Below are 23,769 nucleotides of genomic sequence, written 5' to 3'. Positions count from 1 at the left end.
GCTCCTCTCCTAAGGTAGTACTGTGCTTCAATTTTCCAAAGATCCTTTCAACGCGCTTCAGGCCAAAACTGAAGCGCAAAAACTGGCGTTTGCCCCCGTGGTTTTTCACTGTGCCCGAACTCTGAGAGATCTCGGTGTGTTGGCCGCGCTCGATGGTGCCGGTGAGTCCGGCATGGATGCGCCAGCGTTGCACCAACAGACAGGCGTATCTGAGTACGGCATCAAGGTACTGCTGGATATGGCGCTGAGCGCTGGCATAGTGCTGTGGCGCGATGAGCGTTATGTGCTTGGCAAGCTTGGGTATTTTTTGCTGCACGACGGCATGACCCGGGCCAACATGGACTTCACCGCTGATGTTTGTTACGCCGCCATGATGCATCTGACCGAGTCCATCACCGACGGCAAACCCGCGGGCCTCAAGGAGCTGGGAAACTGGCCAACCATTTATGAAGGCCTGTCTCAGTTGCCTGAAAAAGCGAAAGAAAGCTGGTTCCAGTTCGACCATTTCTATTCCGACAGATCGTTCCCGGTACTGCTTGAGCGGGTATTTGCCGATAAGCCGAAAATGCTGGTGGATATCGGCGGTAATACCGGCAAATGGGCGCTGCAGTGCTGTCAGTATGATGCGGATGTTGAGGTGACCATAGTCGACTTGCCGCAGCAGCTGGCGATGGCACGGGAAAATGCGCTGGCCAACGGCTTTGGCGAGCGTATTCATGGCTGGCCGGCCAATATGCTCAATCCTGAGCAAACCCTGCCTGCTGGCGCTGATGTATGGTGGATGAGCCAGTTTCTGGATTGTTTCTCGCCGATGGAGATTCTGCAGATCCTCAGGAAAGTGAGGGCTACCATGGAGCCGGATGCCAGAGTGTACATACTGGAGATGTTCTGGGATGCACAGAAGTACGACGCGGCTGCTTACTGTCTGAACGCCACTTCGCTGTACTTTACCTGTCTGGCCAACGGCAACAGTCGCTTCTACCGCAGTTCAGATTTCCTGCAACTGGCACAGGAAGCTGGCTTGCATCTGGCCAAGCGTATCGATGATATCGGTCTGGGACATACCTTGCTGGAGCTGACCGCAGGTTAATTACCCGGGTTAAGCCCGGCGGTCAAACGTCTGTCGGTATGCTCTAACCAGTTGAGTACCTGCTGCTGGAAGTCGGGAAACTCCCGGGTCATGCCCCGGGCATGCCGACAATCGGGCAGCTCCAGCAGCATCTTGTCGCCGGGCAGGGCATGATAAATCGCCCGGCCAAACTCGATGGGGACTATCCTGTCCTGCACGCAGTGCAGCACCAGCGCGGGCATATCCTGAAGGCTGGCGGCATCATTGCCAGCCGCCAAATCATCACGCATCAACACTGCCGATAACCAGGAATAGAGGTGGCCCAGTGGGTACTGCTCCAGCACATGGCGGGCGACCTGCTGATAGCTGGTAAAGCCTGAGTCTATGATGATCCCATCGACGGAGAGCTGTGTATCAGCCAGTGCGCGGATCAGCAGATTGGCCCCGGTTGAGGTGGCAATTACATACACCGGCAGCCCGGTGTACTGACGCAGCAGGCTCAATTGTCTGAGCATGTAAATGGAGTCTGCCACCGCCGCAACATCGGTGGCGTTGCCTGCAGAATGACCAAAGCCGGAATAGTCAAACAGCCACACATCAAAACCATATTCCACCAACCAATCGACTTTTTCCCGGGTTTGCTCCATATGGCCGCTGTTGCCGTGAAAGTGCAGCACTATACCCTGGGGCTCGTGGGTGGCTGGCAGCAGCAGGGTCGCGATCTGATTGCCCGAGTCGGAAGTGCGCAGAATAATATCCTGATTGAGCGTTTCCGCTCGCTTGGGTGAGAAAAACGCCTGATTGGCGCAACCCGCTATCATCATGAGCAACAACAGAATAATGCTGGTTTTCATCGGCTAAGTCCGTTTGACCCTGTTACTTAAGTGTACGAACCTGGTGACATTTGCGGATCCTTTTGTTGCTGATTTCCTGTCGGCATTTGCTACACTGCCCGGGCTCAGGGGAAAGCTAAGGAAAACAGGGAATGAAGCAAGAACAACAGCGGGTCGTGATTATTGGGGCTGGCCCCTCCGGCAGCGTGGCAGCGGCGTTGCTTAAGCAACAGGGTATCGATGCGCTGATTCTGGAGAAGGCCGTTTTTCCAAGGTTTTCCATCGGTGAGAGTTTGCTGCCGGCCTGTATGCGGGTGCTGACCAAAGCCGGATTGGTGCAGGCCGTTGATCGTGCTGGTTTTCAATTCAAAAATGGCGCCGCATTCAGCCGCAATGGCAAGCGTACCGCCTTCGATTTTACCGACAAGTTTACCCCGGGCCCGGGCACAACTTATCAGGTGCAGCGCGCCCGCTTCGATAAGCTGCTGGCCGATGAAACCGCCGCCATGGGCGTGGAAATTCGCTATCAGCACTGGCTGACCGATATCCACTTTGACGCCGACCGGGCGCTGTTGTCTGTCTCCTGTGAAGGCGGTGAGGACTATCAGATTGCGGCGGATTTTGTGCTTGATGCCAGTGGTTTTGGCCGGGTGTTGCCAAGACTGCTTGAGCTGGAGCAGCCTTCCTGTCTGCCCGGTCGCAGGGCGATTTTCACTCACATCATCGACGGCATCAGCGCCGATAACTATCCGCATTATGACCGCGAGAAAATCCTGATCTCTGTGCATCCCGACAATCATGATGTCTGGTATTGGCTCATTCCATTCAGCAATGGCACCTGTTCGCTGGGTGTGGTGGGCGAGCCGGACTTTTTTACAGGTTATGGCGATGACAACCTTGAAGCGCTTAAACAGATCACCTTTGAGGAGCCGGGACTGGCCAGTCTGCTCGCCGGGGCAACATTTCCAAACCCTGCCGGTGAGCTTGGCGGCTATTCGGCCAATGTCAAAAGCTTGTGGGGTGAGCGCTTTGCGCTGCTGGGCAATGCCGGGGAGTTTCTGGACCCTGTGTTCTCATCCGGGGTGACCATCGCATTGCAATCGGCTGATCTGGCGGTGTCGGCGCTGGTGCGGCAGCTGGGGGGTGAGCAGGTGGACTGGCAACTTGAGTATGCACAGCCTTTGATGCGTGGGGTGGATACCTTCCGTGCCTATGTGCAGGGCTGGTATAGCGGTGAGCTGCAGGATGTGATTTTTTTTGAGCGGCCAGACCCTGGTATCAAACAAAAGGTATGCTCGATTCTGGCGGGTTACGCCTGGGATATCGACAACCCTTATGTGGCTCAGCCCCAGAGACGGTTAAAGACGCTGGCGGAGGTGTGCCGGCAGGCGAATTGACTTTTACTGCGCTTGATTACGCATTGATAAAATAAAAGGAGAGCCTGGGCTCTCCTTTTTGCTGTGCATCAGCGGCAGTCAGTGTCAGTTGCGAATCGTGATGCTGTCTATCTGCGCCGGATCGCGTTGTGGCTTGGGCAGCTTGAGTGCTGCCAGTTTGGCCAGACCTGCCTGAGTGATACCGCCTTCAAATTGTGGTGTGCTGTCACCCGGGTAAATCACCGCCTTGCTGCCCGGATTCCAGTCTCTGAAGAAGTCGCTCAGATCGGTTTGCGCGGCGTAGGAGGCGCACAACATCAGCTGATCACTCTTGCCCAGACTTTTGTCGGCAGACAGTCCATGACACAGGTTGTTGCCCGGCAGGATAAACTCACCATCGTCGGCATTGCGGCTTAAACGGTGCATCAGCTTGAACAGGTTCCAGCCTTTCACGCCCTGAGTTTCATCATAGTAGGCAGGCAGGTTGCCGGCGTACCAGGCGGTAATATCGAACTCGGTTTCGGCCCACTCTTTAAGCTGGGCAAACATCACCAGACGCTCACCGGCGCCGCCCATGGCCCAGGCATGGCCCCGCTCGGCGGCCACAAAGTCAGGCGCGATACGGATATCCTGCTCCACCCGGCTCATCCTGCCATGGTGCTTGTCCTGCATATACAGCGCCAGCAGGTTGTTGACCACTTCGGTGGCACCATCCACATTGAATGGCGCTTCGGCGGCGTTATGACCCACTTCGTGCCACAGCAGCCAGGAGTTCAGCGGTGCCAGACGAATGTTGCTGCCTTTGCTGTCAAAGCTGCTGTTCATCACCGGATAGCCGGAATGCGCGGCGCCGACACTGATAGCCACATCGTTGACGAAGTGATGACGGTTGTTCGGGATACTGGCGTCGGTGGCCTTGCGGTTGGCCTTACCGGTCAGCCCTTCATCTCTGGCATAGAAGTCATTCAAATCGGCGGCGAAAATATCCAGCTCGTTGGCAAAGGTAGCCACATTGCCCTGATAGTTCTGTGCCAACAGGTTGGCTTTGGGGGCGGTATACACAAAGCTGTCAGACACCACTTCACCGATTGGCGCCGGAGAGTTTTGCGGGTTGACCCAGCGACCGTCTTTGAACAGCGGCGCATCCACAGTGCCGGTGAAGGTCAGGGTAACGGTATCCTGACGGCCCTGCACATAGATCAGTCCGCCATAAGGCACTGTCATGGTGTGACTGTTACCCAGCTCTCCTGAGTTCAGGGTAAAGCTTTGGGTCATACGCGGTGGCCGTTTCAGGCCCAGCTCATGTTTTTCCCGGCCGGTCAGGTCGTCGGCCAGAGCCACGGTCACAGTAACAGGTGCACTGGTGCCGGACACCGACACGGTAAAGGGTTCATGAGCCACGGCCCACTGGCCGGTTGGCTGGCGGTTACCGGCAAACCAGGCAGCGGTGCGATTGCTCAGATCCAGCGTGATCTGGCCTCCGCCCTGAGTACCGCTGGCTTCACCCGGGAACTGACGGATATCTGCCTTGATATCCAGATCCCAGAAGGTCCGGCCCAGCATCAGACGGGTCAGAGGTTTTTCCATGTAATTCAGCGGATAACCGGGGTTCATATAACCCTGGTACTGGCCCTGATCGTCACCCCAAATCATCTTGTGACTCAGCAGCTGCTGTTTCAGCTCATCCGGGCAGAAAGTGCCGCCACCGGCACGGTTGTCACTGTAACAGTTGAGGAACTCGGTAAAGCGTTTGAAGCCCAGTTCATCCTCTGCGGTGGCTTCATAGCGGTAATCCAGATTGTTCCACAGCCATACTGTCATGTTCTGATAGATGCGGGTCAGATCCACGCTCGACAGACGCTCACCCTGTTTGCCCTTGCTGCGGAAGTACAGCTCGTGCTGATACAGGCGCTCGATATTGGTGCCCAGATCGGCGGCTTTCACCATGGCGCGGGCCTGAGCATCGCCCAGATCCAGTTCGGTATAACGGGGCACAAACATGCCGCCGGTGACCGGGATGCCATTACCTGGACGATACTCCAGACAGTTGATTTCATAGTGATAGTTTGGATCTTCACACTCAGCATAAGCCTGGCTGCCATCCGCTTTGGTGAACGCCGCCAGGATGCGGGCTTTTTCTGCGGCGATTTGCTCGTCAGTCTTGCCTTCTTCATCGATAAAGGCGGTGTAAGTGACCGGCTGCTCTTCGGCATTGAGCTCAGTCCATTTAGCGACTTCCAGCCTGGGCTTGTCATCCGGTTTGTTCTGCTCCTGATACAGCCAGATCACCTTGCCCTCGCCATCGATACGATAGGGCAGCGTCGGGGTACCATCTTCGCCCTGCACCGCGGCGTAGCGCTCAATCACCCAGATGCCCTGGCCGCGCTGGCTTCTTACCCGATCCGGATAACCGCCGCTTGGGCCGTTACCGTTGGCCACCACTGAGCCACCCATGCCAAAGGCGATACCGGCGCTGTCCAGCAGGCGCGCGACCGCTCCGGCATCCTGGGTATTTTGAATGGTCTCTATCAGCAGTATGTTGCCGCCCTTGCTGACATACTCAATCAGCGCCGTGGCATCATCCTGAGTCAGCTTGGGACGGCTTAAGTCGGCGCGCATCGGCAACTCATAATGGTTGCCATTGGGGTTAATCAGATACTCAAAACCATTGATGATCAGCAATGGCATGGACACGGGATCCAGACCGGCAAAGCTGCTCAACTGCTCTGTGGTCACACCAAAGTCATCGGCAATCACAAAGGCTTCCTGTTCACCGGCCACCTGGCCGTGACGCTTGAAGTACACATGGGGAATGTTGGTGCCCACGGTAAAGCCGGTTTGTTTGCCGGTCAGGTAACGGAAGCTGTTCTGGAAGAAGTGCTTCATGTCGTTGCTGTCACTGGTTTTACGACACTGGCCTTTATCGTCGATGCCGCCTTCCCAGCTGAAGCCGTTCGGACATACCAGCACAGAGTTGTATCTGGCGTTGCCCATCACCATCACTTTGCCCTGACCGATTTCACCTATGCTGATGAAAGGCAGGTTATAGGTTGCCGTCTGCCCACCGACACGTTCAGGGACCACTGTGGATGGCGCTTCGGTGATATAGGCGAGGGAATCTTTATCCCAGGCTTTGTTGGCGCCAAAAGGCAGCCAGTAGTTATTGTCATTGCGCGCCATCAACACCGGAAAGGCAGTATTGGCGATATTCACTGCGGCCTGACCACGGGCACTGCCGGTGCTGCCGTAGAAGTTGGTGCTGTCGTGGAACACGTGGAAGCGTTCAACCTGCTGCCAGCCATCGGCCAGCGCCTGTGGGCTGCTGCCCCACAGTTTTTGAATGTCCGCGAGGATCTGGCTGTTGTCGTCAGCCAGGCCGGTAGCGGTGCGCGCCCGGGCGGCAGGCTCGCTGGCATAGCTGACCGCAGCCGTGCACTGGTTGAGGCACAACCGGGCGTCGATATCGGCGGCCAGACCCTGTTCAAACTGACGGGTAAATTCCGCCGGGATCAGCTGACTGGTGCCGTCGCCCAGATCCAGGGATCGGCTTTCACTGCTCAAAGAGAGCGAGATGATCTCGTTGATCACATTCGGATACGTTGCAAAAACCTCAGTGACCTGGGCAGGCAGTTCCCAGCGATCGCCTTGATCCTGGGCATAACGGCTGATGAGAGCCTGGGCGTTGCGGCCACGATCGCCGTCGGCCAGCTGGGTCAGCGTAAAGCTTTGCTGATTACCGCGCACACTGCCCAGTTCAAAGGTATCGATACCGAAACTGACGCTGTCGCCCCAGATAAACTCAAATTCACCCAGGGCGTTGGTCACCCCACGACTGCCGCGACTGAAATAGGCGATACCGGCGACAGGTTTGCCCTGCTCATCGGTCAGCACGGCTTTGGTGGGAATGGCTTCCTTGGGCTGGTATTGATAGTTGGACTCGGCATCGGCGGCCACAAATCCGGCATTCAGATCCGGGGATGCGCCCGGGGTCACCGAAGGCTTGATGTCCGGTACATGGGTGGAAGGCTGTTTGTCGGTCTGGCTGTCGTTTTCCTGCTGCTGCATCAGCTCGGCAAAGGCCGGGGCCGGCATATCCAGATCATGCTGCCAGTGGTTTTCAAACTTGAGCGTTTGCAGAGAATCCAGCTGCAAATCCACCTGTTGACCGCGATTTACCCCCAGAGTGTTGATCAGGGTAATGGCGTTGCCGGCGGCATCCGGGCGTTCGATAAATTCATTGGCCTGGCTCAGGTGCAGGGTTTTGCGCTGGGTCGGGGTGACTTCGCGGGCGGCAGCATCAGGCTGCACATCGGTGAAGCTGGCGAGGGTCACATTGTTCAAGTGACAGCTGACATCGTCACCGGCCTTGATCTCAAACTGACTGGCGCTCTGGCCATTACAGCTGACGCCTTTGCCCAGCAGCAGTTTACCGTCCAGCGACAGACTGGCCGCCAGCGTTTGTGGAATTTCAGGTTCAGGAATTTCCGGACCTGGCGGCTCAGGAATTTCCGGGCCGGGAGGGGTGACGGGAGCGTCATCGCTGCCGCCACAACCGCCAAGCAGGGTCAGCAGTGACAGTGCCAGAATAGATTTTTTCATGATTTTCCTCGGTTGAAGCGGCCAAAGGCCATGGCTCAGGTTCAGTTGTTGATATGTGAATAAGGCGGATGAAGAAACCGCGAACTTGAGCCGGGTAACACGCAGCGGCGGAATTTTACATTGAGGCAGGGATTATCACTACTTATTTAATTAAATCATGGTGTTAAATTATTTGTTGGTGAGGTGGAAAACTGCTTGAAACTTGACACTCTGTAAACAGAGTGTCATCGGACCTGCTCTGTGATAGAGCATTATTGGTTTTGGCGCTGCCGCTCAATAGCCGGGATCGTTGCCGGCGATTTGCGGGTAGCCGGGCAGGCAGGAGAAAAAGCTGTCTGACCAGACCGGAGTTATCACCCCGGCAACAAGGGGTACAGATGAGATATCGTGCTGATCTGTGGTTTGCTGACCGGAGGGTTTTGATGCTTCCGCACCATGCTCTGCATGGGCATGTCTGAATTGGCCTGCGATGCCGGGTTGCGCTTGCTGCTGACTGCCTGAATCGGTTGGTATGGTCATGATTATTTTCCCTTTTTATATTCGTTTCCCCGATGTTTGGCATCACCGGTAATGCCTGCTTTGGTGATGAATTCCCTGTGCCGGGGCGCTCATGGGTTATGGCGTTGCCTGTGCTGCCACGAAAAAAATGTGCCAATAATTTTTATCTTTAAAAACAGTAAATTAACTACATTGTCTGGTTGGGCAGGGTGTTATTGACGTGTCAGTGACAAGCCGGTGACGGGTTATAACCAGCAAAACCGTCTGCAGTCGGTTTTGTTTGTGGGTTTTGATTCTGGTTTGTCAGGAGATGTTGGTGAGATAGTTTGGTTGTTGCATTGCTCAGTGGCGTTTTAAGGTGTTAGGTTGAAGTGCTGGGGCAATGATGTGCTGCGATGCAAGGAGGAAGTATGGTTGACGTACAAACACTGAATTTCAGACCGGCCAATCTACGCCATATCGGGCATCGTCAGGTGCTGACTGCGACCGTTATTTTTCACCCAGAGCCTGCAATGATTGGTGCTGTGAGCCAGCTTGGCGTCAGTCAGGAGCGCCTGGATATCAGCAGGCTGACACCTGAGTTTCAGTTGCCCTGCGGCGCACGACAGGCGCTGGCCGATCCTTATCTCAGCCGTTCACCGGTTTGTTTGACCAAAGTTGCTGCAGGCTGGCAACTGGATGCTCAGGGCAGCAGCACCCAAGTGACAGATGCTCAGGGTCATAGTGTTGATTTTATGCAGCTTAAAGATGATGCGTTACGTTTGGGGATAGTGCTGACGCTGTCCGGACGCATAGTGCTGCTGCTTCATTCCTGCCTGCCCAAAGAACCTGTGCCTGCCGATCTGGTTCCTGAGTTACTGGGCTGCAGCGACAATATTCATCAGGTTCGGCGGCTGATCGGCAATGTCGCCAATCTCAAATTGCCGGTACTTGTCCGTGGTGAGTCGGGGACGGGCAAAGAGGTGGTGGCTCAGGGGATTCACCGGGCGGGTCTGCGTTGTCACAAGCCATTTATCAGCGTCAATATGGCCTGCATCCCGCGGGAATTGGCCAGCAGTGAACTGTTTGGCAGCGTGAAGGGAGCATTTACCGGTGCCGCCAGTCGTGACGGCAATTTTCAGCAGGCCGATGGCGGCACTCTGTTTCTGGATGAACTGGGAGAAGCACCGCTGGAGGTGCAGACCGCGCTGCTGCGGGCGCTGGAAACCGGCATAGTGCAGCCGGTGGGCAGTGAAAAACACCGCCAGCTGGATGTCAGGTTTGTGGCCGCCACCGATGCCAATCTGGAAAAGCTCATTGGGGCAGAATCTTTCAAGCTGCCTTTGCTGCAGCGCTTGTCGGGGCTCGTGATTGAACTGTTGCCGCTCAGGCAGCGACCCGAGGATCTGGGCATATTGTTCAGTCATTTCCTGATCCGCGCTTTGCTTGATACCGGGCAGGAACACAAGTTAATCAATGCTGAGGATGATTCCTACAGTTATTGGGCCTGGCTGTTTGCGCGCTGTGTCCGCCTCAACTGGCCCGGCAATGTGCGTCAGTTAAGGCATACCGCTAATCAGCTGGCACTGGGATTGATGAGCTGTGATCGGCTGGCCACCTTTGACTGGCTGACATTTGTTGATGGTATCGCCGATGAACTGACTTTAGGTGAGAGTCCAGTGACACAGCTGAACGCCCGGTGTGAGGTTAAGCCTCTGCGGCGCAAACCCCGTGATGTGGCTGATGAGGAGATCGTCGAGGCACTGCAGTCCAGTCACTGGCAGATCAAGCTGGCGGCTGACGCTCTTGGGATCTCCCGCGCTGCCCTGTATTTACGAATCGATGCCAGCCCTGAACTGCAGCGGGCCAGTAAGCTGTCTGAGGGGGAGCTGCACAAGTGTTTTCGCCAGTGCGATGGTGACCTGGAGCTGATGGTGGAAAGATTGCAGGTATCCAAACAGGCACTGAGAAGACGTTTAAATGAAATTGGAGTGGATTGTCCCTGATGCAGGCGCAGCCGGAATCTATCGGTCCTTATCTACTTGAAACAGAACTTGGCAGCGGCAGTCATGGACGGGTCTACAAAGCCTGGGATCCCAGGCTTTCCCGCTGGGTGGCGATTAAGCTGCTTTATGATTTTCAGGCAGATTCACTTACCTCAGAGGCGAAACTCCTCGCTGAACTTAATCACCCCAATATTGTGGTGGTATATGACCTGATCCTGGATAAGGGGTTGCCTGCACTGGTGATGGAGTATTTGCCCGGTGACAATCTGGCTGCCCGTTTACGACGGCTTGGGCCGCTGAGCTGGCAGCAGTCGATGGAGTATCTGTGTCAGTTGCTTGCCGGGTTGGCGGCAGCCCACGGGCGGCAGATTATTCATGGCGATCTCAAACCAGAAAATCTGCTGTTTGATACTCAGGACAGACTCAAGATTGGCGATTTTGGTATTGCCCGGCGGGAATGGCAGCCGGGACAGGCGTTTGGCAGTTGCCTGAGTGTCAGCCCGGAGCAGATCCGCGGCGAATCTGCCGGACAGAAGAGTGATATCTATGCCGTTGGTCTGCTGCTGTATCGCATGCTCACCGGCAAGCACCCCTTTGATGAGGGGGATGATCAGGCGCAGATGTTCGCCCGTATGCTCAGCCAGCCTTGTCCCAAGGTGCCGGGAGTTCCCTCCGATATCAATCAATTGCTGAGTGAGTTGCTGACGGTGAATGCTGAGGCGCGCCCCTCTGCTGCGGTGTTGCTGGCTCGGTTGCGGCCTCCTGTCAGTCAGGATCCCACACTGAAACAAATCCCTGTGATACCACAGCAAAAGCCTGTTTCCCGACACTTTGGCCGGTATGGACTGGGAATCGTCGTGGTCGCGCTGGTGCTGGCCTGTGTCTGGTTTTGGCCGGTGACGCCGGCTTATGTATTGGTGCCAAGACCGAGGGTGATCGACGGCGCTGAGCTTGCGGATATGCCGCTTATCCGCGCTGCTGTATTTCAGGGACTGACAGAGGCTCTGAGTCGACAGGATAATGTTCGTATGCTTGAGGTGCTTGATGAGAGCCGGGAGAGCTCTGAGTTATTCAAACAAACTGCCGCCGATCAGATGTTGATCAGCGAACTGGCCTGTCAACGGGATGAATGCGCTCTGACACTCAGCCATGTCGATGCTGAATCCCGGTTGATCAAGCGGGATACTCTCAGGTTTCCTACTGATAACCTGCTGTTTATCGGTGACTATGTGCAAAGTTACTGGCAGGTAGAAAAGAGCCCGCAGGCTCAGGCAAGCAATGAGGTGGATTACCGTAACTTGTTGACTCTGCATGAGTCTTATCAGGCCAAAGAGATAGGGAGCAGCGATTATCTGAGCTTGTTGGAGCCCTATGGCTGTCGCTTTCAGCTCAGTTGCGGGGAATTGCTTAGCTTGTACCGGAAGCAGGCCAGAAGCCAGCGGCAGTCAGAGTGGCTAGATAGAGCTGACCAGTTGATTGAGAGCGCTGATTTTGGTTTTCCCCCCCGGTTTTTGGACATTGAATCCATCAAGTTAGCTTTAATAAGACAGGATTTTGAAAAAGCCGACGAGTTGCTGACTTCGTTGGAGGGGCTCTTTTACACTGACGATCTGGTTTTAGGGCTAAGGGCTCGGTGGTATTTTCAGCAGGGATTTGACGTTAAAGGCATTGCGATGATGGCTAGACTCGCAGAACAACGGCCCTCGGCATCCAATCGATTTAACTATGCGTTAATGCACTATCGATTGGGACAGTATGATGAGGCAGTTAAAGTGTTACGGTACCTCAACACAGATATGCCTGGTTACACTGGATCTAAAGAGTTGTTGGCCGATATTTTATTTAAGCAAGGGAGGTGGGCGGAAGCTGCAGCACAATATAGAGAGTTACTTGGCATCAAAGAACTAAGAACTTGGACAAACTACGTGAATTTAGGTGCAGCATTGGCGATGCAAAACCAACTGGTAGAAGCTCAACAAGTTCTCAATAGTGCCTATCAATTGGGGCCAAATATTCCTGTGGTGTTGCTAAATCTTGCTGACGTCAGTTTTCTTCGAGAGCAGAAGCAAAAATCCAGCGAGTATTACAACAAGATTTTTGAGCTTTATAAGGATGAGTCACCTAAAGATAGTTGGGACTATATAATTATTGCTTTGGCTCATGCACGCCTGAATCAGGTTGAGGGAGCCAGGACTGCCCTTTTGAAGGCTATAAAAGACTCTACTGGGGAGCCCTTACTGAGCTTTAACATTGCTTTGGTTTATCTTTTTCTTGGAGAAAAAGAAATCTGTTATGACTATTTGGAGCAGGCCATTGACGCTGGCCTGCCTGTAAATTGGCTACAGTCTCCGTGGTTGGTTTCTTTGGCGGGCGAAGACAAATTTAACCATCTCAGATTATCTATGCAGGCTAATTTAGACTAGTGTTTCGGCACGTTTTTAAAGTTCTGCCGAAACACTGGTTTTACTACTAACCTTCATCCCAATCACGACCTGCAATCACAGGATCATGTGAAAAGTAGATCTGACCCTGAGGATCTCGGACCACAAATCTGAACCCAACCTTGTTGCCATCGTGTGGACCATATTTGCCATCCGGATGTCGCCAGAATACCGAGGGGCGAACCTGGATTTGCAGCAGGTAAGGCTCCACCAGTTTGGTGGCCACCGCATCCTGATACGCTATGGTGCGGTTACCGGTGACAAACAGCATGCCATCAAATACCTGACGTTTTTCCACTGAGCCCGCCGGAGCAAACTCAAGGTCGTTATACTTGTCTTCCAGTTTAACCAGAATATCTATGGGGTCATGCAGTATGGTCTCGATCAGCTCCAGCTGGAAGTCGTTATACATTAGCCGCCAACTGTCGGGATCTTTGGGATGACCGATATTCAGCACCAGATTGGGTGTGGTATTGCCATCCTTGGGGCAGTTATCCAGCACCAGCTTGGTGACAGTGTTCGATTTCAGATATGTCGTCATGGTTTCCCTCCTGATTGAGTTCATCACGCTGCCAGCTTTTAGCTGAAAGCAGTTACAACTCCCGTGCCAACCTCTAAAAATGGCGCACTTCGTGGGGATTTTTCATTGTACTGGTGTAATGGTCTAAGTAATAGGCGTGTTATGTGACAAACTGACATGTCAGTTTCTGTGGCTGACACGCTATTCTGAATTTATCCGGACTGAGATAGACTGCCGCCACGAAATGACAAATAAATACAACAGATAACACTGCTATGCCTTACCAATGGATCCTGTTTGACGCCGATGAAACCCTGTTCAGTTTTGATGCTCTCAAAGGGCTTAAGCTGATGTTCTCCCGCCATGGTGTCGACTTTACCGATAATGATTACCGCGACTATCAGGCGCTGAATCAGCCGCTGTGGCAGGCCTATAACGCGGGTGATATCGATGCCATTACACTGCAAACGACCCGTTTTACTGCCTGGGGCGATAAACTGGGGACCACGGGGCAGCAGTTGAACTCAGACTTTTTGCAGTCCATGGCCGATATCTGCGCGCCACTGCCTGGCGTGCGTGAGCTGCTGGATTCGCTCCATGGCAAGGCCCGTCTTGGCATTATCACCAATGGCTTTACCGAGCTGCAGCGCGTCCGCCTGGAGCGCACTGGTTTGGCCGATGCTTTTGAGCTGCTGGTGATCTCCGAAGAGGTGGGGGTTACCAAGCCCAATGTTGGCATCTTCCAGCATGCACTTGAGAAAATGGGACAGCCTGATAACAACAGGGTGTTGATGGTGGGGGATAACCTGCATACCGATATCCTGGGTGGCATCAATGCCGGGCTGCACACCTGCTGGTACAACCCGCATCAGCAGCAGGGTGACGAAGCCATCGCCCCGACTATGGTGACTGAGCACCATGATGAGCTTCGCCAGCGGCTGGTGGCCTGATATAGATACTAGGCACTAGGTACTAGGCCCTAGAACCTAGAACCTAGAACCTAGAACCTAGAGCCTGATCTTTAAAACTCCGCCATCATGGCTTTGTAACGGCAGTCATCTTCATACATCTGCTGGAATACCCGGTATTTGGCATCGTAGAAGCGTTTGCTGCGGTCGGCCTGTGGCGTTACTGTCTTGCCGATGCGGCTCATGGCGTTCATGGCATCCGGAATATCAGCATAGAAACCGGCGGCCACTGCGCCCAGCATGGCACTGCCCAGCAGCACGGCTTCTGATTCTTCCGGCAGCAACATGGCGCAGCCGGTGGCGTTGGCGTGTTCCTGAATAAACACCGGGTTCTTGGTGCCACCACCGCAGCCCATAATGGTATCTATCTGATAACCCGCGACATTCTTCTCTTCGATGATATGCCGTGTGCCCAGCGCAATGGCCTGAATGGTCGCCAGATACTGCAGCGCCATATCTTCCAGGGTTTTGTTCATGGTCAGGCCGGTCATGGTGCCGGTCAGATGCGGATTGGCCCGGGGCGAGCGGTTACCGTGGAAGTAGGGCAGTACATGCCTGTCTTTGGTCAGAAAGGCGATCTCTTCCTTGCTGCCCGCCAGCATCAGCAGCTGATCATTGAGCAGTTCATAGATGGTCTGCCCCTTGGCCTGCGCCTGAGTCAGCGCCTGCTGGTGGAACGGATGAGCCGTAATCACATGGTCGATCAGTGCGCCGGTGGCTGACTGACCGCCTTCGTTCAGCCAGTAACCCGGGATCATGGCACTGTAATAAGCGCCCCAGATACCATCGATAAAACGGGCGGTTTTGGAGACTGTCATATGGCAGGTTGAGGTGCCGCCGATCAGCGCCAGACGCTTGTTGAAGTCGGCCGCTTCACCTGTCATGCCGGCCGCGCCGAGCACACCGATGCCACCTGCGTGGGCATCGATGATCGAGGTGCCGACTTTAGTGCCGGTCGCCAGTCCCAGCTCCTGGGCGGCATGCAATGTCAGGCCGTTGCCTATGGGTTCACCCATGGGACGGATATCCGAGCCAATCGCCTGCGCGTTGTCAGTCAGCAGATCATCAAGATCGATGGATTCAAAGTAGCTCTTGTCCCACTTGCCTTCATGGCCCAGATAGGTCCACTTGCATACGGTGGAGCACAGGGAGCGGCTGTCCTGGCCGGTGGCTTTCCAGGTCAGAAAGTCAGGCAGGTCGAAGAAGTAACCGGCATTGCTCCAGGTGGAGGGCATATTCTCTTTCAGCCACAGCAGTTTGGGTGTTTGCATCTCAGGGGAGATGGTATTGCCCACAAACGCCAGCACCGGATGCTTACCGGCATTGATGCGGTCGGCCTGAGCAATGGCGCGGTGATCCATCCACATAATGATGTTCTGCTCGCGGCGTCCTGTCGGGCTGACAGTCAGTGGCTGGCCACGCTTGTCCAGCACCACCATGGAGCAGGTGGCATCGAAGCCGATGCCTTTTACCTGGATCGGATCGATGTTGGCCTGAGATACCGCGTCGCGCACTGCCATGCACACGCACTGCCAGATATCGTCCGATGATTGTTCCACGAAATTGGCTTTGGGTTTGAAGATTTGAATGTCGCGCTTGGCTTCGCCTGCCTTGCGTCCCTGACTGTCGAACACGCCGGCCCGTGCGCTGCCACTGCCGACGTCCACTCCGATAAAATAGCTGCTCATGACCAATTCCTATGCGTTGTCACTGATGTTGTAAAAAGCAATCTGCTTCACTTGTTGTTCCCGTTGCAGCGCAAATTATTTTTTGGCTGTGGGCAGTTGCAGGGCAATAAACAGAATAAGGATGCCGCCCCACAGTGCCATAGTCAGATAGCTGGAAACCCCCAGCAGGTTCAGGCCACTTTCCAGTGTCTGCAATACCACCAGTGCCAGACAGATACCGATAATCCGGCCAAAACCGCCATCCGGGTTAATCCCCCCCAGCACGGATGCCAGAATGGCGACCAGCAGGTAGGACTCGCCGTAGCCTGCCTTGGCCGAGTTGAATTTGGCCATCATGATAATTGCCGCCACCCAGCACAGGATGGAGGACAGGATATACACATACACCAGGGATTTTTGGGTGTTGATACCGGAAAAGCGGCTGGCCTTTTCATTGGAACCAATCAGGTAAATGGTGCGCCCCAGTGGGGTGTGCTCCAGAATGGCCCACAGACCCAGGGCAAACATGCCGAACAGAATAAGCGGCATAGGGATGCCCGCCAGCGAGCCGTTGCCCAGCGTCTGTAGCGCATCCGGGAAACCGGAAATCACGCTGCCCTCGGAGATCAGCACGTTCAGACCATTGATAAAGGTCATCATGCCCAGGGTTGCCAGAATCGGGGACACGCCGATATAGGCAATCAAAAAGCCATTGGCCAGCCCCACCAGTACCGCGGTAATCAGACCGGCAGCCAGCGCGGCCAGCAGCATGATGGCACTGTCCGGGTTCTGGGTAATGATGCTGGCCATCACCAGCGCACAGGCGTTGGTGGTGGCAATGATCGACAGGTTGATACCACCGGTCAGCATACACACGGCCATTGCCAGCGCCAGAATACCCAGCAGTGGCATTTGCGAGGACATGGACTGCAGGTTCGCCAGCGAGAAGAAAGTGCTGCCTGAGGTAAACGCCATCAGCAGCAGGATTGCCGCCAGGATCACCAGCAGATAACGGATGTTTTTGTCCGTCGGCAGTTTCAGGGAATTCATTATCGCGTCCATCAGGCCTCCTGCTTCGCCTGTTGTTTTTCATTCAGCGCAGTAATGCTGATACTCAAAAGGATGATGAGACCGGTAACCACTGTGTGCCAGTAAGACGGCACACCCAGCAGTGTCAGGCCGTTTTTCAGAATGGCCAGCAACGCCACCCCCAGCACTACGCCCAGCAGCGTGCCTTTGCCACCTGTCATGCTGGTCCCACCCAGCACCACAGCTGCCAGCACGGTCAGCTCAAAGCCCATCAGGGAGTTGGGGGCAACCGACTGGGTGATTTGGGTTTGCACCACGGCGGCAATGCCCGCCAGTGCGCCCATGTAGCCGTACACAAACAGGTTCAGGCCAAACAGGTTGATACCGATACGACCGGCGGCATCGCTGTTGCCGCCCATGGCATAGATCTGACGGCCGATGCGGGTCTTGTTCATCAGCAACGCGGTGAGGGCGATACAGGCCAGCAGCATCAGAATGGGCAGATTCAGGCCATAGTCGTAGCCATCGCTGCCGGTGAAGCTGAGCAGCTCCACGCCATTCATAAACCAGTCGGGGAAGCCATACAGCCACTCGCCATCGGTGAAGTAAATCAACAGGCCGAAATACACATTCAGCATGGCGATGGTGATGATAATGGCCGGTACTTTCAGCTTGTACACCAGGGTGGCGTTCAGCATGCCCAGTACCATGCCCACGACTGCTGCCATGGCAAAGGCCAGCGGGAAGTTGCCGCCATTGGCCAGAATGTAGCTGGCGGTCAGGTATTGGGCGATAGCAGCCGTGGCCGGGAAGGAGATATCAATGCCTCCGGCAATCAGCACCACAAACAGACCACAGGCCATAATGCCCAGAATGGCCGAGCTGACGGTCATATCGAAGATATTGCCCAGGGTCAGAAAGTCCTCTGTGCCGGTGCTCAGCCCGGCGACCAGCAGCAGGATCAGCGCCGCCAGATAGAATTCATGTTGTTTCAGCAGATGCTTCATCTTATTCAGGCCAGCAGCGCCTTGCATACAATCAGGCATTCACGGCCTCCATAATGTCTTGCTCGGTGCAGCAGGAGGGTTTGAACTCATGGGTAAAGCGTCCTTCCTTCATCACAATCACTCTGTGGCTGTTGTAGAAAACTTCAGGAATTTCATCGCTTACCATCAAAATTGCCATGCCTTTGGCGGCCAGATCTCTGGCGATTTGGTAGATGCTTTCCTTGTTGGCGATATCCACGCCCACGGTTGGCGCATCCAAAATCAGTACCTGAGGCTCGGCGGCAATCCACTTGGCAATGGCGATACGCTGGGCGTTACCGCCGGACAGGCTGGTAACCGGCAGCTTTGGATCTGACACCTTGATTGACAGCGACGAAATCAACTTGCTCACCAGTGATCTGGCTTTGCCATGATCCAGCACGCCATTGCGCGACAGCCTGGGCAGAATCGCCGCCGTGGTGTTGTCGCTGATGCTCTGGGCCATCACCAAACCTGTGGTCATTCTGTCTTCGGTGACATAACCAATGCCATGCTCAATGGCATCGCGGTTGTGGCGGAAAAATACCTGCTCACCATTGATACAAATTGCGCCCCGATCCGGGCGGGTCATACCGAACAGTGACAGACACAGCTCGCTGCGACCCGAGCCCAAAAGGCCGGTAATCGACACGATTTCGCCGGCGCGCAGCGTCAGATCGATATCTTCAAACTGACCTTTCCTGGTGAGCTTGCTGGTGGACAGGCGGATGTCGCTGCCATCGGCTTTCGGCGTAAAGTCACCAATGGGGCTGAACTCGAAGCGCTGGCCTGTCATCAGGAACGCCAGTTCATCACTGTCCACTTCATCAGCCTGGTAGGTGCCTATGGTGACGCCATCGCGGATCACGGTAATGCGGTCAGAAATCTCCATCACCTCATCCAGCTTGTGGCTGACAAATACCACGGTAATGCCGCGGGATTTAAGGTCGGCCACCACTTTGATGAGGTTATTCACCTCGGTGCGGGTCAGTGACGCTGTGGGCTCATCCATAATCACCAGCTTGGCGTCCGCCGCCATGGCGCGGCAGATGGCAACCAGCTGACACTGGGCAATCGACAGCTGCTCCACCCGTTTCTCCAGCGGCAGCTCTACGCCCACGCTTGCCATCGCCTGTTTGGCTATGGCCTTCAGGCGGGCAGTGCTGGCAAAGCCTTTGTGCCACTGCATGTGGTCCTGAATGGCGATGTTTTCATACACGGTCAGGTTGGGGAACAGCGACAAATCCTGATAGATCACTTGAATACCGTGATCGATGGACTGCTGGGGCGTCAGGCGACTGTACTGTTTGCCATCGATACAGATCTGCGCGCCTTTCTCCGGCGCATGCACACCGGAAATCACCTTAAACAAAGTGCTTTTGCCACAACCATTTTTACCCGCCAGACAATGAACCTCACCCCGCTTGAAACTGAGGTTGATATTGGTCAGTGCCTTCACGCTGCCAAAGTGTTTGGAGACATTGTTGAGCGTGATGAATTCAGCGGACTGTGGAGTAGACTGTTGTTCGTTAGACTGTTCGTCAGACATAGAAGATATCCCGCAGGGTAACGAATGAGATAGATATGGACTGCGGCAGCCGGTTAACCCGCGTCGCAGAAAAGATGGCGAAGCTCTGCGCTCCCTGCACCAGGCCAAGGGTTGAAGGCCTGGCGGTGAGCTTCGCCATACAGAGGTAAAGGTTACACCCCGTTGTTAGAAGCCCAGGCTGCGGGCGTTGTCTTTATCGACTTCGAGGATCTTGTTGAACTTAATCACTTTGGTGTCCATGTTCACTTCGGCGGCGCCCAGGTTCTGGATTGCCAGACCGTCTTTGACTTCCTGGCCATCCAGCATCATCTTGGCCACAGACACCAGCGCATAACCCGCATCAGCCGGGTTCCACAGGAAGCCCTTGTCGATTTCGCCGCGCATCAGATAAGGCGCTGCCTGACTTGGCATCAGAATACCGACAGTGTTGATCTTGTCCTTGGCGCGCTTTTTCTTGATGGCTTCACCGGCACCAATCAGACCCAGTGAGCCGTAGGACACAATGCCCTTCATATCCGGGTGGGCTTTCATCAGATCGTTGGTGGCGGCGTAAGAGGCATCCACACTTTCGGCAACCGGCATGCGGCTGGTCACTTCGTACATTTCAGGGTAGGCCTGCTTCTGATAAGCAATCGCCAGATCCGCCCAGTTGTTGTGCAAAGGGACGGTCAGCGAGCCAACGTAAACCGCGTAACCGCCTTTGCCGCCCATGTGTTTGGCCAGCTCATCCATGGTGGCTTTGGCGTAGGCAGTGTTATCCAGAGTTTCGATATCCCAGTCGGCGCCGTGCTTGTCAGGTGATTCATGGGTCAGTACCACAATGCCCTTGTCACGGGCTTTCTTGAATACCGGCTCCAGTACAGTTACGTCGTTGGGCACCACGGTAATGGCATCTACGCCTTTGGCGATCAGATCTTCAATAATCTTGACCTGCTGCGCTGGATCCGGGGTAGAAGGGCCCACCTGACGGGCATTCACACCCAGATCGGTGGCAGCCTGCTCCACACCTTTGTTCATCTGGTTGAACCAAGGGATGCCCGACACTTTGACCACGTTGACGATTTCGTAATCTTTGGCAGCAACACCGGCGGACAGCATTGCCAGAGACAGAGCGGCCACTTTGAAGATGGATTTTTTCACCTTGGTTTACCTCGACTGAAATAGGGTAAGGAGTTGCAGGATGTGTCCTGCTTATTTAGTGACGCAAATATAAGTTTCAGCGGGCAATAAATCCGTCAGGGGGGTAAATAATGTGAGCTGTATCCGCGAATGTGACGACAGCGAAAAATTGAGGAAAAACTGAGGTTAACCAGCGGGTTTGGTGAAATAAAACTACCAAAATCAAGGCTTGATTTAACGGGGTGATAACGCCTGGTAACTGTTTTGCAGCGGCGAAATAAGAGCTGTGGGCCAATGTCTGACCCGTTTCTTATTATGGCTGAATCCCGGGTGTCAGAAATCTGAAGTGGCTCACAAAGTGTAGCCGGAGGGGGTTGGTCAGTGGCGGAAAGGTGGTGGGAAATCGCTTTGTCGGAGCGTAAAAAATGCCAAACCAGGCACTGAGTTGTTGTTGCGTTACGTTATCCGGTAACGAAAAGCCCGCAACTGCGGGCTTGATTTGCTGTCAGGAAAAAGATCAGTTCGATGTGACCTTCTGCCAGATTTCGCTCCATACTTCGCCGGCACTGCCGTCCATCTGCGACCAATCCGCTTCTTCGGAGAAGCCTTTGATGGAAATCTCTTCGTCCCGGGCGGCAATCAGGCTCAGATAGAAGCGGGCCACCACCGCATCACTGTCATCCACGACCTGCGCGGCAATTTCGCTGTTGTCATTGATGCTCCAGCTGAATGGCGTGGTCTCCTCAGTGCCGTCATCATTGTAGTCGGTGAAGTAGCCACCCTGAGCATTGAACACTACCAGGGTATCCAGCGTGCCATCATCCTCATAGATGCCAAACTGGCTGCCAGCCACATCCGCTGTGGTGAAGGCTGGGCTGCTGTCACCCTGACAGGCTGCGACCAGCGCCCGATACTGGCTCAGTGATTTGAGGGTGGTCAGATCCGGCCTGTCGTTGGCATCATCCCAGTTTGAGTCACCCTGACTGCAGGGGGTCAGTGCTGACGGTGGGATAACCGGCTCAAGCAGTGACAGGTCGAGGTGATTGAGAATGTCGTTTTTGGCTGTCTGGTTAAAGACCACTTCATCGTCGAAGCTGCTGCCTGCCACCACAAATTCGCCCTGACGCACGGCGCCTTCATATACGGCCAGCAGGTATTCGCCGTCGTCGTCTCGGTTGCCGAAGTCTTTGACATCATCCGGCAGATCGATGAGCAACAGGGTCTGGGAGGCAACTGTGGTCTGGCGCCAAGTGCCGCTGCCATAGGCGTGTGCCGATTGGGAGTACTGACCACTGCTGTCAGCCCGCCACTTCACCAGATAGTAATTGACGCTGCCGCCTTCCACTAACTCAGCCAGGATATTGTCCTGACCGTCCCAGGCGACATAGGGGCCAACCAGGCTGGCAATATTGCCACCCGAAGCGGTTGCCGAGATCAATGACGCCAGAGAGGTCGCCGGACCGTCCTGACCATCAGCCAGTTTTGACCAGACAGTGTTGCACAGGCCACCGATTCGCTGCTCTGCTTCGCAGTCTTCCCACATATACAGGCTGTACAGATCATTGACTGTGGTGGCATGCAGCTCAAAAGCTTTGGCGCCGGAGGAAAAGCTGATATCCGTCGGTATGGCTTTGTGCCAGGCGCGGGTATTGTCATGATCTTTGAGAAACAGCCGGACATTGAGGGTATCCAGAGTGATTTCCTCAGCTGTCAGTTTTTCACTGTCCTGTGGAAAATCGGGATTGGCCAGGGTGATACTGCCATCATCGCCCAATGCGCTGATTTCAATATGATCAGTGACTAATTGCCAGCCATCAGCAGCCAACAGCAGATCCCGGTAGCTGCTGCCTGCTTCCACAAACTCGCCATCGATCAGGGTGTACTCGGTTTCCGAGGTGGTTGCCGCCGTGGCGTCGTAATGTACGCTGCCATAATCAAGCCAGAAATCGTTATCCTCATGCTCACCGTCAAACCAGTAAATCCCGGTCGTGCTGACTTCGGTAACCAGGTTGGCCGCGGCCGTATTGGCCTGGGCATTCATCACTGCGACCTGCTCCTGCAGGGTTTCAGCGTCCATGCCGGTGGCCGCCGTAACCGCAGAAGACCCGGCAATGGCATCCGGGTCGAACTCACCTTCTGTCGCCGCGACCTGATCCACTATGGTGGGCAGCGAGTTCACCAGCGTATCGACAATCAGATTCAACAAGTCATCGGTGGAGATATTGGCGGCGGTTGCCGCTGCCTGAACTGCCGCCAGATTGCTGGCCATTACCCGCGCGGTAACCTGAGCAACCTGATGTATTTGCTGGTATTGTGCCTGAGTTTCGACGGGCACAGAGGTATCGTTTTGGGCGGCGATAAAGTCAGTGCTGAGCGCCAGCGTGGTATTCAGCAGATTCTGGATTAACGCCTCGGCATCAGCCTGGGTACTCCCCAGCTCGACCTGACTTTGCACCATGGTCGTCAGTGGACTGACAAACCCGTAACCAGCCGGTGCGGTCAGCGAATAGGGGGCTGTCACGGTTTCGCCAGTGTCTTCATCGACCACTGACGCGGTGACTTCCACCAGCAGCGGATAGCTGTCCAGTTGCTCCTGAGTTGCGCTGATTTCAAAGCTGCCACCGGCACCTGAGGTGGCGCTGGGCTCGCCATCGTCACACTGTTTGTTATCGTTCAGATCCAGACAGACAGTCGCGCCAACCAAATAACCATCCGCAACTTTACCGGTCAGGCTGGGAGTAGGGGTTGGCTCGGGTGTTGGGGTGGGTTCCGGCGTCGGGGTGTCGGTGTTGTCACTGCCTCCGCAGGCGACAAGTATGGTGGCCAGTGAGCAGGCCAGAGCTAACTTACGATATTCCATGTTGTGCTGAACTCCTTTGGGTAATGATTAAAATCCCTGTTTCCGGCGCGTCAGAGGGTTATTCCTTAAAAGTGGTTATTGGTGTTGCAGAGGGCGGCGGAAACCCATTAATACTAGTCGAGGATCCCTGAAACTGTGTTTGAAGCTTTGTGAATCTTCTTGTGAGTGCGGGCGCACAGCGGGGTTCTCATACTGCTATGCGGATTGGTATCAATCGGTTCCGGCAGTCCT

At 54.8% G+C, this 23,769-nt stretch carries 15 protein-coding genes; 5 read left to right on the top strand and 10 right to left on the bottom strand.

Features of this window, described 5'->3' with window-relative positions; genetic code table 11:
- Positions 1-22: 22 nt before the first annotated feature.
- Positions 23-1,090 (top strand): methyltransferase, encoded by a 1,068-nt coding sequence (locus ACRRUX_RS10260; protein ID WP_432529869.1) that lies wholly within the window; start codon positions 23-25, stop codon positions 1,088-1,090.
- Here the strand turns inward: ACRRUX_RS10260 and ACRRUX_RS10255 are convergent.
- Positions 1,087-1,923, bottom strand: a complete 837-nt coding sequence (locus ACRRUX_RS10255; RefSeq protein WP_432529867.1) for an alpha/beta hydrolase — start codon at positions 1,921-1,923, stop codon at positions 1,087-1,089. The two genes, ACRRUX_RS10260 and ACRRUX_RS10255, sit on opposite strands and share 4 nt — an antisense overlap.
- Before the next feature lie 131 nt (positions 1,924-2,054).
- On the opposite strand from ACRRUX_RS10255, the gene ACRRUX_RS10250 reads away from it, so the two are divergent.
- Entirely contained in the window at positions 2,055-3,299 is a 1,245-nt protein-coding gene (locus ACRRUX_RS10250) for an NAD(P)/FAD-dependent oxidoreductase (RefSeq protein WP_432529865.1), read from the top strand.
- An 84-nt stretch (positions 3,300-3,383) separates the two neighbouring features.
- Here the strand turns inward: ACRRUX_RS10250 and ACRRUX_RS10245 are convergent, their stop codons facing one another.
- A complete protein-coding gene (locus ACRRUX_RS10245; protein WP_432529863.1) occupies positions 3,384-7,877 on the bottom strand; it encodes an SslE/AcfD family lipoprotein zinc metalloprotease in 4,494 nt (1,497 codons plus the stop codon).
- 273 nt (positions 7,878-8,150) lie between these two features.
- The gene (locus ACRRUX_RS10240) at positions 8,151-8,396 is read right to left on the bottom strand and encodes a hypothetical protein (RefSeq protein ID WP_432529861.1); all 246 of its coding nucleotides are present in this window, start codon (positions 8,394-8,396) and stop codon (positions 8,151-8,153) included.
- A gap of 389 nt (positions 8,397-8,785) precedes the next feature.
- Between ACRRUX_RS10240 and ACRRUX_RS10235 the strand changes: the two genes are divergently transcribed.
- Complete coding sequence (locus tag ACRRUX_RS10235; RefSeq protein ID WP_432529858.1) at positions 8,786-10,360, top strand: sigma 54-interacting transcriptional regulator; 1,575 nt, start codon at positions 8,786-8,788, stop codon at positions 10,358-10,360.
- Positions 10,360-12,783: a protein kinase domain-containing protein gene (locus ACRRUX_RS10230; RefSeq protein ID WP_432529856.1), complete on the top strand. Its 2,424-nt coding sequence runs from the start codon at positions 10,360-10,362 to the stop codon at positions 12,781-12,783. The genes ACRRUX_RS10235 and ACRRUX_RS10230 overlap by 1 nt, the downstream gene beginning before the upstream one ends.
- Positions 12,784-12,829: 46 nt before the next feature.
- On the opposite strand, the gene ACRRUX_RS10225 is transcribed toward ACRRUX_RS10230, so the two are convergent.
- Positions 12,830-13,342, bottom strand: a complete 513-nt coding sequence (locus ACRRUX_RS10225) for a hypothetical protein (RefSeq protein WP_432529854.1) — start codon at positions 13,340-13,342, stop codon at positions 12,830-12,832.
- A gap of 254 nt (positions 13,343-13,596) precedes the next feature.
- On the opposite strand from ACRRUX_RS10225, the gene yjjG reads away from it, so the two are divergent.
- On the top strand, positions 13,597-14,271 hold the full coding sequence (gene yjjG / locus ACRRUX_RS10220) for a pyrimidine 5'-nucleotidase (protein WP_432529852.1): 675 nt from the start codon (positions 13,597-13,599) through the stop codon (positions 14,269-14,271).
- A 71-nt stretch (positions 14,272-14,342) separates the two neighbouring features.
- Here yjjG and ACRRUX_RS10215 read toward each other — a convergent pair whose 3' ends face one another.
- From ACRRUX_RS10215 to ACRRUX_RS10190, 6 genes are all read right to left on the bottom strand, one after another.
- The gene (locus ACRRUX_RS10215; RefSeq protein ID WP_432529850.1) at positions 14,343-15,977 is read right to left on the bottom strand and encodes an FGGY-family carbohydrate kinase; all 1,635 of its coding nucleotides are present in this window, start codon (positions 15,975-15,977) and stop codon (positions 14,343-14,345) included.
- 75 nt (positions 15,978-16,052) lie between these two features.
- Positions 16,053-17,006, bottom strand: a complete 954-nt coding sequence (locus ACRRUX_RS10210) for an ABC transporter permease (RefSeq protein WP_432529848.1) — start codon at positions 17,004-17,006, stop codon at positions 16,053-16,055.
- An 11-nt stretch (positions 17,007-17,017) separates the two neighbouring features.
- On the bottom strand, positions 17,018-18,031 hold the full coding sequence (locus tag ACRRUX_RS10205; RefSeq protein ID WP_432529846.1) for an ABC transporter permease: 1,014 nt from the start codon (positions 18,029-18,031) through the stop codon (positions 17,018-17,020).
- Positions 18,024-19,559 carry a sugar ABC transporter ATP-binding protein gene (locus ACRRUX_RS10200; RefSeq protein WP_432529844.1) on the bottom strand — a complete coding sequence of 512 codons (1,536 nt, stop codon included), beginning with the start codon at positions 19,557-19,559 and terminating at the stop codon, positions 18,024-18,026. The genes ACRRUX_RS10205 and ACRRUX_RS10200 overlap by 8 nt, the downstream gene beginning before the upstream one ends.
- A 165-nt stretch (positions 19,560-19,724) precedes the next feature.
- Positions 19,725-20,699 (bottom strand): autoinducer 2 ABC transporter substrate-binding protein, encoded by a 975-nt coding sequence (locus ACRRUX_RS10195; RefSeq protein WP_432529842.1) that lies wholly within the window; start codon positions 20,697-20,699, stop codon positions 19,725-19,727.
- A gap of 496 nt (positions 20,700-21,195) precedes the next feature.
- Positions 21,196-23,538: a hypothetical protein gene (locus tag ACRRUX_RS10190; protein ID WP_432529840.1), complete on the bottom strand. Its 2,343-nt coding sequence runs from the start codon at positions 23,536-23,538 to the stop codon at positions 21,196-21,198.
- Between the last annotated feature and the right edge of the window lie 231 nt (positions 23,539-23,769).

Origin of the sequence: Shewanella sp. GXUN23E (assembly GCF_050865035.1) — a bacterium.
In the GTDB taxonomy this organism is placed as follows: domain Bacteria; phylum Pseudomonadota; class Gammaproteobacteria; order Enterobacterales; family Shewanellaceae; genus Shewanella.
This window is presented reverse-complemented; position numbering and strand designations above follow the sequence as displayed.

What these genes read in the sequence shown, in the direction of transcription:
- ACRRUX_RS10240 (WP_432529861.1), bottom strand. Translation starts at nt 8,396, where the DNA reads ATGACCATACCAACCGATTCAGGCAGTCAGCAGCAAGCGCAACCCGGC.
- ACRRUX_RS10190 (WP_432529840.1), bottom strand. Translation starts at nt 23,538, where the DNA reads ATGGAATATCGTAAGTTAGCTCTGGCCTGCTCACTGGCCACCATACTT.
- ACRRUX_RS10250 (WP_432529865.1), top strand. Translation starts at nt 2,055, where the DNA reads ATGAAGCAAGAACAACAGCGGGTCGTGATTATTGGGGCTGGCCCCTCC.
- ACRRUX_RS10205 (WP_432529846.1), bottom strand. Translation starts at nt 18,031, where the DNA reads ATGCCTGATTGTATGCAAGGCGCTGCTGGCCTGAATAAGATGAAGCAT.
- ACRRUX_RS10215 (WP_432529850.1), bottom strand. Translation starts at nt 15,977, where the DNA reads ATGAGCAGCTATTTTATCGGAGTGGACGTCGGCAGTGGCAGCGCACGG.
- ACRRUX_RS10225 (WP_432529854.1), bottom strand. Translation starts at nt 13,342, where the DNA reads ATGACGACATATCTGAAATCGAACACTGTCACCAAGCTGGTGCTGGAT.
- ACRRUX_RS10200 (WP_432529844.1), bottom strand. Translation starts at nt 19,559, where the DNA reads ATGTCTGACGAACAGTCTAACGAACAACAGTCTACTCCACAGTCCGCT.
- ACRRUX_RS10245 (WP_432529863.1), bottom strand. Translation starts at nt 7,877, where the DNA reads ATGAAAAAATCTATTCTGGCACTGTCACTGCTGACCCTGCTTGGCGGT.
- ACRRUX_RS10210 (WP_432529848.1), bottom strand. Translation starts at nt 17,006, where the DNA reads ATGAATTCCCTGAAACTGCCGACGGACAAAAACATCCGTTATCTGCTG.
- ACRRUX_RS10255 (WP_432529867.1), bottom strand. Translation starts at nt 1,923, where the DNA reads ATGAAAACCAGCATTATTCTGTTGTTGCTCATGATGATAGCGGGTTGC.
- ACRRUX_RS10235 (WP_432529858.1), top strand. Translation starts at nt 8,786, where the DNA reads ATGGTTGACGTACAAACACTGAATTTCAGACCGGCCAATCTACGCCAT.
- ACRRUX_RS10230 (WP_432529856.1), top strand. Translation starts at nt 10,360, where the DNA reads ATGCAGGCGCAGCCGGAATCTATCGGTCCTTATCTACTTGAAACAGAA.
- yjjG (WP_432529852.1), top strand. Translation starts at nt 13,597, where the DNA reads ATGCCTTACCAATGGATCCTGTTTGACGCCGATGAAACCCTGTTCAGT.